This is a genomic window from Blautia sp. HCP3S3_D9 (genome assembly GCF_052063845.1).
Taxonomy (GTDB): Bacteria; Bacillota; Clostridia; order Lachnospirales; family Lachnospiraceae; genus Blautia_A.
The window spans coordinates 1-11182 of record NZ_JBQHWS010000115.1 but is presented as its reverse complement, the minus strand read 5'-3'; the positions used below and the strand labels follow the sequence as shown (position 1 = coordinate 11182).

Annotated in this window: 9 protein-coding genes and 1 rRNA gene; 1 reads left to right on the top strand and 9 read right to left on the bottom strand. The window is 39.5% G+C overall.

Translation table 11 applies throughout. The annotated features are described in order from the left end of the window. Positions 1 to 90: 90 nt before the first annotated feature. The 5 genes from ACTNES_RS16430 to ACTNES_RS16410 all read right to left on the bottom strand — a co-directional run bounded on the left by ACTNES_RS16430 (position 91) and on the right by ACTNES_RS16410 (position 5707). Positions 91 to 1584: a sugar ABC transporter ATP-binding protein gene (locus ACTNES_RS16430; protein ID WP_441040126.1), complete on the bottom strand. Its 1494-nt coding sequence runs from the start codon at positions 1582 to 1584 to the stop codon at positions 91 to 93. Between the two features lie 87 nt (positions 1585 to 1671). Beyond that, positions 1672 to 2622 carry a sugar ABC transporter substrate-binding protein gene (locus tag ACTNES_RS16425; RefSeq protein ID WP_215680272.1) on the bottom strand — a complete coding sequence of 317 codons (951 nt, stop codon included), beginning with the start codon at positions 2620 to 2622 and terminating at the stop codon, positions 1672 to 1674. 42 nt (positions 2623 to 2664) lie between these two features. Further along, positions 2665 to 4185: a xylulokinase gene (gene xylB, locus ACTNES_RS16420; RefSeq protein WP_173744910.1), complete on the bottom strand. Its 1521-nt coding sequence runs from the start codon at positions 4183 to 4185 to the stop codon at positions 2665 to 2667. A gap of 1 nt (position 4186) precedes the next feature. Further along, the gene (gene rpe, locus ACTNES_RS16415; RefSeq protein ID WP_441040125.1) at positions 4187 to 4849 is read right to left on the bottom strand and encodes a ribulose-phosphate 3-epimerase; all 663 of its coding nucleotides are present in this window, start codon (positions 4847 to 4849) and stop codon (positions 4187 to 4189) included. Between the two features lie 15 nt (positions 4850 to 4864). After that, positions 4865 to 5707: a MurR/RpiR family transcriptional regulator gene (locus tag ACTNES_RS16410; protein ID WP_022379841.1), complete on the bottom strand. Its 843-nt coding sequence runs from the start codon at positions 5705 to 5707 to the stop codon at positions 4865 to 4867. Between the two features lie 490 nt (positions 5708 to 6197). On the opposite strand from ACTNES_RS16410, the gene pepT reads away from it, so the two are divergent. After that, complete coding sequence (gene pepT, locus ACTNES_RS16405) at positions 6198 to 7415, top strand: peptidase T (protein WP_441040124.1); 1218 nt, start codon at positions 6198 to 6200, stop codon at positions 7413 to 7415. Between the two features lie 129 nt (positions 7416 to 7544). Here the strand turns inward: pepT and ACTNES_RS16400 are convergent, their stop codons facing one another. From ACTNES_RS16400 to ACTNES_RS16385, 4 genes are all read right to left on the bottom strand, one after another. Next, positions 7545 to 9392: a M56 family metallopeptidase gene (locus tag ACTNES_RS16400; RefSeq protein WP_441040123.1), complete on the bottom strand. Its 1848-nt coding sequence runs from the start codon at positions 9390 to 9392 to the stop codon at positions 7545 to 7547. 3 nt (positions 9393 to 9395) lie between these two features. Continuing rightward, positions 9396 to 9794 (bottom strand): BlaI/MecI/CopY family transcriptional regulator, encoded by a 399-nt coding sequence (locus ACTNES_RS16395; protein WP_227292248.1) that lies wholly within the window; start codon positions 9792 to 9794, stop codon positions 9396 to 9398. Between the two features lie 63 nt (positions 9795 to 9857). Further along, positions 9858 to 10718, bottom strand: coding sequence for a hypothetical protein (locus tag ACTNES_RS16390; RefSeq protein ID WP_441040122.1), 861 nt, complete (start codon positions 10716 to 10718; stop codon positions 9858 to 9860). A gap of 375 nt (positions 10719 to 11093) precedes the next feature. Beyond that, a 23S ribosomal RNA gene (locus ACTNES_RS16385) occupies positions 11094 to 11182 on the bottom strand; the annotation flags it as partial.

The following is an 11182-nucleotide window of genomic DNA, read 5'->3' as shown; positions in this document are numbered from 1 at the left end:
AAAGAATAACCAGTCCCGCAAGAAAACCCATATTAGATTTAATTGTCTGTATTACAGATAAATTTTTCCAGTTTTTATTTTCCATAATCGTCACCCTATTTCCTTTGTCGCAAACGCCATAATTTTTTCCTGATTAAATTCATTTCTGTTCAATATTCCTGTGGTGTGTCCCTGATTCATTACCACAATACGATCGCACATGTTGATCAGCTCCGGCATCTCCGAAGATATGAAAATAATTGATAAACCTGTTGCTGTCAGATCATCAATCAGATGATAAATATCTGATTTTGTTTTTACATCAATGCCTCTTGTCGGCTCGTCCAGAATAAGAATTTTTTCTGTGACCAGAAGCCATCTGCTAATAATAACTTTCTGCTGATTACCTCCTGAAAGCTTTCCTATTTCCTGCTCTATAGAGGAATATTTTGTCTGCATAACTTCATCAACATATTTTCTGGCAAGTTCAATTTCTTTCTTCCTGTTATATCGGCCTTTTTTCAAAAATTTGTCCAATATTTCAATCGTTGCATTAAAACGTATTCCCTGGATCGGATAAATTCCTGACTGCTTTCTGTCTTCCGGAACAAGTCCGATTCCTACATTTATTGCAGTTTTTACATTTTTAATATCAACTTCTTTATTTTCAATATAAATATGTCCGCTATCCTTACGACGAAGTCCAAAAATACATTCCATTGTTTCACTTCGTCCGGATCCAACCAGTCCTGAGAACCCAAGAACCTCTCCTCTTCTCAGTTCAAAATCAACATTTTTTACTTCTTTTCCAGAAGCAAGTTTTTCTACCTTGAGAATAATATCATCTGAATAGTTTTCATGTTTCTGATACAAATCTCCAAGTTTTCTTCCAACCATGAGCGCCACCAGATCATCATGTGTGGTCTCTTTTGTAACTACTGTATCGATATATTCACCATCTCGCATAACTGTGATACGATCAGTGATTGCATCCAATTCAGCCATTCGATGACTAATATAAATAATTCCAACATTCTTTGCTTTTAAAGCTCTGATTGCCTCAAAAAGAGCATCTACTTCATTTTCTGTCAAAGATGAAGTCGGTTCATCCATAACGATTATTTTTGCGCCAAAGGAAATAGCGCGAATAATTTCTACCATCTGCTGCTGTGCAATATTTAAATCTCGGATAAATTGAGTTGATTTCAGATCAAGGTGCATAGAATCCAAAAATCCCTGCGCCATTTCATTCATTTTCTTTTTATCGACAGTACCTGCTTTTGTTTTTGGTTCCTGTCCAATAAAAATATTTTCTGAAATTGTCATATCTGGAATCAACATCAGTTCCTGATGTATAATACGAATTCCGTGCTCTTTTGCGCTCTCAACACCTGTAATTTCTACTTCTTGTCCATCAACCAGAATCTGTCCGCTGTCTTTTGTATAAACTCCACCGAGAATTTTAATCAATGTAGATTTTCCGGCACCATTTTCACCTAAGAGAGCATGAACCTCACCTGCTTCCAATTCCAAGTGATTGTCCTTCAGCACAGAAACTCCGGAAAAAGACTTACAGATATTTTTCATTTCCAATAAATGTGCCATAAATTTTCTCCTCTAAATAACAAACATTTCCCACCTTTTTCTATATGGGGCAAAAATGGGTGCAGCCTGCGCTGCACCCGCTCAGATTTACTGCCAGTCAGCGTCTAAATATTCATCAATATTTGAAGAATCAATTGCAAACGCAGGTACATCTACTTCGAATTCTTCCGGTTTTTCCCCTGCGATAAGAGTTTTAGCTGCCTTATAGCACTCTTTACCAATTGTAATCGGGGACTGAGCTGCTGTCATACGATAAATGCTGTTGTCTTTAGCAATTACTTTCTTAGCTTCTGGAGCACCATCAACACCGTAAACATATACTTCTTTTCCAGCTGTCGTAAGTGCTGCATATGCTCCCATACCAGCCTGGTCATTAATGGAGAAGATTGCCTTGATATCTGGATTAGCCTGGATGATATCACTTGTGATTGTCTGTCCTTTTTCTACAGTTCCCTCTGCATCAAATGTTGCCACAACATCAAATCCTTTTCCTTCAATTGTATCTAGGAATCCCTGTTCACGATCGTTGCAGGCATTGTTTGCAGGATAATCAAGAACTGCAATTTCTCCACCATCCGGGAAATCTTCAATCATTGCTTCTGCACAAAGTACACCAGCTTGATAATTATCAGTTGCAACATAAGAACCAACCAGATCAAGATTAGATACAGAAGTATCAAAGTTTACTACTGGAATCCCTGCTTCGTCTAATTTCTGCAGTGCAGGTTCAATTGCATCTTTGTCAACTGGATTTAAAAATACTGCTGAAACACCCTGTGCAATAAAGTCTTCAATAATCTGAATCTGTTTTGCGCTGTCCTGCTGAGCATCCACTACAACTGTTTTATTTCCATCAGCTTCTGCTTCTTCTGTGATGGAATCTGCAACTGTTTTAAAGAAATCCGATTCACACCAATATGTAACTCCATAAGTCTGTCCACCATCTTCAGCTGCAAAAACACTTGCCGGAATTGTTGTTACTGCCATTGCTGCTACGCCTGCTGCCATCATAAGTTTTGTTACCAGTCTTCTTTTCATTGTAAAGTCCTCCTGATTTTAAATAATTTATATAGTTTTTCTCTAAAGCTCGTAGAGAGCGTGTAGATTCTCTTTTATGTCCTCATAAAATCTGTCATAAATTTTATGGAACTTCTCGTATTCCTCTGCTTCTTTCAAATCGCATTCAGTAATTCCATCTTCTTCAATAAAAGCATCGCATGCTTCCTGTATCGAAGAATAAATTCCAGTTCCAACTCCGGCCAGAATTGCTGCACCGTATGCCGGTCCCTCTTCCTGCTTCAATGTATGTACATCGCATTTATAAAGATCTGCCATAATCTTTCTCCATACAGGACTTCTGCTTCCACCTCCGCATGCACGCATGGATACAACCTCTGTTCCCAGTTTCTTCAAGATTTCATTACAGTCTGCAAGGGAATAAACAACACCTTCCATAATTGCCCTAAGCATATGTGCCTGTCCATGTATGATATTCAGTCCGATAAATGCACCTCTGTATTTGGGATCAATATGAGGTGTTCTTTCGCCCATCAGGAATGGAAGGTAAATCAATCTTTCGCTTCCTATCGGAATATCTTTTGTAAGTTCATTTATCTTGTCATAAAATGATACATTTTCCTCTTCTGCTTTCTGAATCAAATCCTGACAGAAATTATTTTTCATCCATTCAATCGAAAGACCTGCCGACTGAGGACCTCCCATTGTATGCCAACACCCAGGCACTGCACAGCAGCACAAATGAAGTGCACCTTCAGGAATTTCCTGATATTTTTTCAGATGAGTATATACAATGCTTGAAGTACCTATTGTTGTAAAAGCCTGCCCCTCTCTTACAATACCTGTTCCAATTGCTGCACAGGCATTATCACTTCCTCCGGCAACCACAACTGTTTCTGTTGATAATCCACACTTCTCTGCAATTTTCGGTAAAAGGTTTCCAACAACTTCTGGTGATTCATACACATCTCCAAGAAGTTCTCTGTCTACTTTCAGAAAATCAAGAATTTCCTGCGACCAACATCTGTTTTTTACATCCAGCATCTGCATTCCACTGGCATCTGATGCATCTGTCGCATACTTACCAGTAAGAATAAAGCGGACATAATCTTTTGGAAGCATAATGTGTCTGCACTTTGCAAAAAGCTCCGGCTCATTTTCTCTTATCCAGAGGATCTTTGCTGCCGTCCATCCTGCCATTGGCGGATTCGCTGTGATCTTCATCCATTTTTCCATTGGCAGTTCCAGCATTTCCTCTACCTGCTTCGTAGCTCTCTGGTCACACCAGATAATGGATCTTCTTATAACCTGATTCTCCTCATTCAACATCACAAGTCCATGCATCTGACCAGAAATTCCAATTCCCCGCACATCTTTTCCATTAACCTGACCTTTTTCAACTACACTTTTAATTGTTGAAATCGCTGCTTCTGACCAGTCTGATGGATCCTGTTCTGCCCATCCGTTTTCAGGCTGATACATTGGATATTTGACAGACGCTTCGGCTACGATTTTTCCATTCTGATCTACCAGAATCGTCTTTGTTGCACTGGTTCCCAGATCCACTCCAATTACGTATTTCATCTTATTCCTCCATGGCTGCCTGTTGCTTCATATTGGCAATGTTCTCTGCAAGATTTCCATTAAATAATGCCTTTCCTGAAACAATGATATTTGCTCCGGCCTTTATTACTTTTCCTATATTCCCACAGTTGATACTTCCATCAACTTCTATATCTTTCCACTCTCCGGTATCTGTTGACCGTCTTCTGATATCTTTTATTTTGTCAAGTGTATCTTCAATAAAGTGCTGGCCATCTCTTCCCGGATGAACGGTCATAACCTGTATCACATCTGCAAGCTTCCAGATTTCTTCTGTAAGAACTTCTGCCGGGGTTTCCGGATTCAGAACAATTCCTGCACGAATTCCACATTGCTTTATTTCTTTTAAAGTTTCTGCTACATTGCTGCAGGCCTCATAATGAATAGATATTACATCAGCTCCAGCCTCCTGCATCCTTTTTACAAATCGAACAGGTTCATTTACCATCAGATGAACATCAAATACCAGATCAGCTACACCTTTCAATCCATGAATCATTTTCATTCCACATGCCAGATTCGGTACAAAGCTTCCATCCATTACATCTATATGAACATATTCAGCTCCGGATTTTTCCATTGTTTTTAATTGTTCTCCCAGGCATTTATAGTCTGCTTCCAGTAAGGACGGTGCTATAATGCACATTATTGATCACCTCGTTTATATTTTATTACAGTCAATTACTGTCTGAATTTTCTGAAGTTGTTTTTTATAACCTTTGTTTATTTTCGTCGTATATCCCAGATAAAGTGCATCCAGTATAAACTGATCTGAAACTCTTCTGGTTACTTTATCTCTTCCCACTGTCAGGTCATTTACTGCCGTAAATAAACTGATATCTGTATATCTGAGAAGAGGAGATTTATTCATTTTTGTAATACTAATTGTAACTGCACCTCGCTCTTTTGCGATTTTCATTGCCTCTACTACATTTCTGGATCTACCCTCATAAGAGACAGCTAACGCAACGTCTTCACTTGTAAGATTGCCTGCAGTCATCATCTGCAGCATTACGTCACTATGTACTGAACACGGAATCCCCAATCTTCCAAATTTCATGTATGCCAGCTGACATACTGCAAAGGCATCTCCAACACCGAAGAAATGTATCTCTCTGGCTTTAAGAAGAGCATCCAATGCTTTTTCATAATTTTCGTCATCTGCCAAAACTAATGTATCACTCAACATCTGTACATTACTCTGATAAACCTTTTTCAAAATCGTCTTCATATCGTCTGATACTTTAATATCTTCTGAATGAATTTCCATTCCTTCTGCCAAAGCTCTGATGAAATCCTCCTTCATAGAAGAATATCCATCATATCCCATTCTTTTACAGAATCTGATAATTGATGCTTCACTGCTTCCTGATTCTCTTGCAATCTCTGCAAGCGTTAAATGTGTAATTGCTTCCGGGTTTTCAAGTAATGCAGATGCGATTGCTTTCTCTGCTCTTGGTAACGACGGTAACAAAAATCTGATGCGAACAAATAAATCATTCATATGGCGTGCACTCCATTTCTACTTCATTTATTTAATTTCACTTTGAAGTTTTTTGTTGATTAGAATATAGCATTCTGTTTCAGTGAAGTAAATATCTATAAATATTTTTGTATATTTCCACGTTTTGGCGTGTGTTTTTTGTTGATTACATCCAATTTTTTGGTTGATTTGACGTTTTTACATTTTATTTCACTTCATTTTGAAATTTACAAACACTTAAATACTTCATTTTATTTTTGTAATACGAAGTATAAGCTATAAATATATATAATACCTGTATTCATTTCTATCACTTAGATTCTTTTTTACCTCGACATTTTTTTGAAATATTTCAGAATAATTTTTAGCGATGATCCCTGCTCTCTTTTGAGAAACAGAGCTACTGACTACTGACAAGAAATATTTTTACGTAAACTCCATAACATGTTACACTTACTATACAATGCTAAGATAAATATCTATCTCAGCCCAATACCAGGAGGATTAATTCATGAAAGCATACGAACGCTTATTATCTTATGTAAAAGTATTCACTCCAAGCAGTGAAGAAACCGGTACTTCCCCATCTACACAATATCAGTTTGACCTTGCCAGACTGCTGGTTCAAGAATTAAAGGAACTGGGTGTGAAAGATGCCGATGTAGATGAACATTGCTATGTCTATGGACATATTCCGGCAACCAGAGGATATGAATCCCGCCAAAAACTGGGCTTTATCGCTCACATGGATACAGTCTCTGATTTCTGCGATCATCCGGTTACTCCGGTTATCACTCCGAATTATGACGGCAAAGACCTTGCACTTGGAACCAGCGGCAGAATTCTCTCCCCGAAAATGTTCCCTCATCTCTCCACATTAAAAGGCAGAACTCTTATCACTTCTGACGGAACTACCATACTAGGCGCAGATGATAAAGCCGGAATTGCCGAGATCATGACAATAATTGAATACCTCAATGACAATACTATTCCGCATGGTTCCCTCTGCATTGCATTTACCCCTGACGAAGAAATAGGAATGGGACCAGCCCATTTTGATGTTAAAAAATTTGGAGCTGATTTTGCTTATACACTTGATGGTGATACAGAAGGTGAAATCCAGTATGAAAACTTTAATGCTGCCAGAGCAGTAGTAGAATTTACCGGTGTAAACGTACACCCGGGGTCTTCTAAGAATACAATGGTCAACGCAGCACTTGTTGCCATTGAATTTAACTCCATGCTCCCATCTGCAGATACACCAAGAGATACCGAAGAATATGAAGGATTTTTCCATCTTGATGCCATGAACGGCAATGTCTCCACTGCTATGTTAGACTATATTATCCGTGACCATGATGTAGCATCTTTTGACTGCAGGCTCAAAACCATGGAGCACATCGCCAAGATTCTCAATGAAAAGTGGGGTGAAGGCACTGTAAAACTTACCATTACAGAACAATACAGAAACATGAAAGAAATCATTGATACCTGCATGGAACTAATCGACTGTGCAACTGCTGCCTGCAAAGAATGCGGAACTCCTGCACTTATCACCCCAATCCGCGGCGGCACAGACGGAGCACGCTTAAGTTTCATGGGCGTCCCATGCCCGAACCTTGGAACCGGCGGACATGCTTTCCATGGTCCTTATGAACATATCACTGTGGAAGGAATGGATATTGCTGTTGAAGTGGGATTAAAGATTATTGAATTATTCTATAAATAATTTCATCTGAAAGAATCCAGCAAAAAAACAAGCCTTTCACTGTCGGGTAAGGTAACAGTGAAGGGCTTATTTTAAATTTTGCAAGTCGATTTTCTCTTAGTCTGACTTAATTCGGTTAAACTAATGGTATCATTCCGTATAAGTATTCCCATTTTCATCTGTCCAGGTTCCATCACCATTATCACTGAAACCAATACCATTATCGTCTCTGTAATAGTAATCTCCATTTGTCGTCTGTGTAACAGTAACTGTGTTTCCATCAGAAGAAGTTAATATATGCTGTTCTAAAGTTGTTCCCAAATAATGAGTTGCATCATTTAAAGCGGGATATGTATTTCCATAATCATCTGTATAACTTTCATTTCCGTTATCAGTATATCCAACACCATCATATCCTCTGTACTCAACAGAATAATCAGAATACAACACCCTTTCAATTTCAAATGTACTGCCGCCACTTCCTCGTACTGTCAATGATGATGTATTAATAACCGTTTTATCTGTAGTATCATCTCCAGGGGTTCCATTATTATCTGTATCTGAATAACCATCTCCCGAATTATCCGGATCAGGATTCTGACCGTCAGAATTTTCCCCCGTTTCATCAGAAGAATTCACTCCTGTCTGATTCTGATTTTCTTCCTGATCTGCAGTATCAATCTGTTCTGAACTCTCTGTCGAACCATCACGGTTTGAATCCTCCGGCTTATCTCCCTTTCCTGTCAGCTGCTGACCACCGGACGTTTCATGAGCTGCCACCATATCAACCAATTCTCTCTTCTTAGCATCTTCTTCGGAATCCTGTCCTGTTTCATCTCCGTCTTTTGGTATCTGATCCTGCGTGTTCTCTGCCCCGGAAATCACCTCTCCCGAAAAACAAAACACCAGATTTCCTCCAACAAGCACCATCGCCAAAAGTACTCCTGGAAGAATATTCTTCCGAAGCTTCTTCATATTCAGCATATACAGAATTCTGTCTTTAAAAACCATACTGCTGTCATTCAGACTTGCCGTCACATAAGGCACCTGATTATCTATGGCAACGGTTCTCAGCAGAAGTTTCCGGTACAGTTTACGTTCTGCTCTGCTGCAGACACGGACAACTTCCGCATCGCAGAGATTCTCAATATCCTTGTCAGCTTCCCACAGCATAAACAACAGTGCCGGATTAAACCAGTACACAGATGCACAGATTCTCAGAAGCATCTTATACCCCAAATCCTTATGTAAATAATGCGTCAGCTCATGATGATAAACCAGCTTCAGCTCTTCCGCTGAATATCCAACTGCCGGAAGATACAATTTCGTCCGGAATAATCCCGTCAGAAGCGGCGTACTGAGTCCTGCATTCTGCATCAGTTCAGGTCTTCGGCCAATCCCTTTCTGTTCACACACATCCCGGTACATTTTCCACTTCATCAGATCATTCACCGGAAGACTCATCCGTTTCAGGCTTCTCATAGAAAAATAATATGCACAGATCTCTGCCAGTAATTTTATAACCACACCTGCCAGCCATACGATCATAAAAATCTTTGCAGCCAGCGGTACGATATGTCTGCCAGACAATGCTGCAGATTTTGAAGCAGACTGCACTTCATCTGTCAAAACTGTGTCTGCGGATGTTTTGTCTGTCACAACCGTATCCTGCAGTTTTTTATCTGCAGTACTGCTATCCTCTAAAATTACCTTAGAAGAATTTACATTCGCAGAATCTGCATTTGCCGAAGTTATTCTCTTCGCAGTTATCTTTTCATTCCCACTGCTCTCAATCCCCGGCACTTTGAAATTTATAAGGGAAAAATCCGATGGAAGTCGCGCAGGAACCAGCAGACTCACTGCAACAGCCAGCCAGACCACGTACTTCCATCTTGCTGTAAATCTGTTCTTTAACAAAACAGATAACCCCAGCACAAGAAAAATAACAACTGCGGAAATAATATTAAGCTTCAAAACATGTAATGCAAATTCCGCCATCACTTATTCCTCCTTCTCATCCAACTCCCTCAGAAAATCACTGAGATCCTGTATTTCCTCTGAACTTATCTTCTTTCCCTGATAAAGAGAAGTCACAAACTTCTTAAGAGAATTTCCGTAAAGTTTCTCCAGTACACTCTTACTTTCATTTGCCTGATAATCTTCCTGGGATACCAGAGGCGTATACAGATTCATCTTTCCCTGCTTCTCCACAAAAACGAAATTCTTATTCTCTAATCGGGTCAGCAGTGACAAGATCGTAGTCGGAGCCAATTGTTTCTTTACATTCACCAGCTTCTCAATCTCTGCCCGGGTCATCGGCGGAGTCCCGTTCCATAAAGCCAGCATAATATCCAACTCTGACTCCGGCAGACGCTGATATGCTTTTTTCAATAAAATCACCTCATTTCTTCTACAATTGTAGGAATAATTTTATTGTAGCAACCACACAAAAATCTGTCAATGCTAATTTATCTCTGTATAATCATTACCATTTTCGTCCGTCCAGGTTCCGTCTCCATTGTCAGTAAAACCAGTTCCATTATCATCCCGATAATAATAATCTCCATTTGTTGTCTGTGTAACTGTAACCGTATCTCCATCAAAAGACTCCAGTGTATGCTGCTCTAATGTTATTCCCAGGTAATGTGTTGCATCATTTAAAGCCCTATAAGTATTCCCATACTCATCTGTATAACTCTCATCACCATTATCCGTATATCCTACACCATCATTATCCCGGTAACAATAATCCCCGTTTGTTTGCTGAGTAATCGTGAAAGTACTTCCATCCTCTCTCACAAGCGTCAATGTCTCAAGAGAACTATTATTGTCACCATCCTTATCTGTATTCACATTTACCTCATCAGAAGCCTCTGTTTCCCCTGTCTCTGAATTCTGATCACTTCCACTATTGTCAGAACCATTCTGCTTATCCAATGCTGGATTTCCCGGATAAGAAATACTCTCCACCATCTCACGTACCTTACCAATATCATCCACATCCTTCGCAAATCCCTTTACCACATAAAGGTCACTGCCAACAGAATAAGCCGTCTCGTAACAAGCCGCATACTGGTCACTTGCCTTCGCAAACAATGGCGTATCATCATCTGCATCATACTTATAAACACCAACCCAGTCCTTACCGCTCACAAAATAAGCATATGTTCCCTTCATATCCTTCTGCTCCCAGTCTGAACTCACCGGCTGCGGGTCAAACTTCTCACTCCCGCTATCCGTGGCCCACACAGCACCCGTTCCAACCACTGACATGCAAAATACTGATAACGAAGCAACAATCGTAATAAATCTTTTTCTGTTCATAAAAATTCCCCTTTCGTCATTAATTGTAACTTCATTTTTATCCGTTTCTTCTACTTTTGTAGAAGTTAATCATATACTACATCTGCAGAAGATTAATGTCAAGCTGTTTTTCTACAAATGTAGTAATATATAAATTTTTTCATTTAAAGACAAAAAATCAAAAAAGACCAGCTGACATCCAGCTGGCCTTCTCTATTTCCTTAATTTAAGTCAAACGGATATTCGCAATCCGCTTCGCTCCTTACTTGATTCGGTTAAAAAGCACAATTTTATTTTTGCACATAAAAAACCAGCTAACTACTAGCTGGTTTCCACTATATCTTCAAAACTACATACATGCTGACATTTCCCTGAAATCATTACTTCCTGCGATTCTTGGTCAAGCCCTCACCCGATTAGTAACAGTCAGCTCCATGCATTACTGCACTTCCACCTCTGCCCTATCTACCTCGTCGTCTTCAAGG

Bases quoted from the DNA above. Each gene is read 5' to 3' on its own strand.
- rpe (WP_441040125.1), bottom strand. From the start codon at position 4,849: ATGTGCATTATAGCACCGTCCTTACTGGAAGCAGACTATAAATGCCTG.
- ACTNES_RS16425 (WP_215680272.1), bottom strand. From the start codon at position 2,622: ATGAAAAGAAGACTGGTAACAAAACTTATGATGGCAGCAGGCGTAGCA.
- pepT (WP_441040124.1), top strand. From the start codon at position 6,198: ATGAAAGCATACGAACGCTTATTATCTTATGTAAAAGTATTCACTCCA.
- ACTNES_RS16430 (WP_441040126.1), bottom strand. From the start codon at position 1,584: ATGGCACATTTATTGGAAATGAAAAATATCTGTAAGTCTTTTTCCGGA.
- xylB (WP_173744910.1), bottom strand. From the start codon at position 4,185: ATGAAATACGTAATTGGAGTGGATCTGGGAACCAGTGCAACAAAGACG.
- ACTNES_RS16400 (WP_441040123.1), bottom strand. From the start codon at position 9,392: ATGGCGGAATTTGCATTACATGTTTTGAAGCTTAATATTATTTCCGCA.
- ACTNES_RS16410 (WP_022379841.1), bottom strand. From the start codon at position 5,707: ATGAATGATTTATTTGTTCGCATCAGATTTTTGTTACCGTCGTTACCA.
- ACTNES_RS16390 (WP_441040122.1), bottom strand. From the start codon at position 10,718: ATGAACAGAAAAAGATTTATTACGATTGTTGCTTCGTTATCAGTATTT.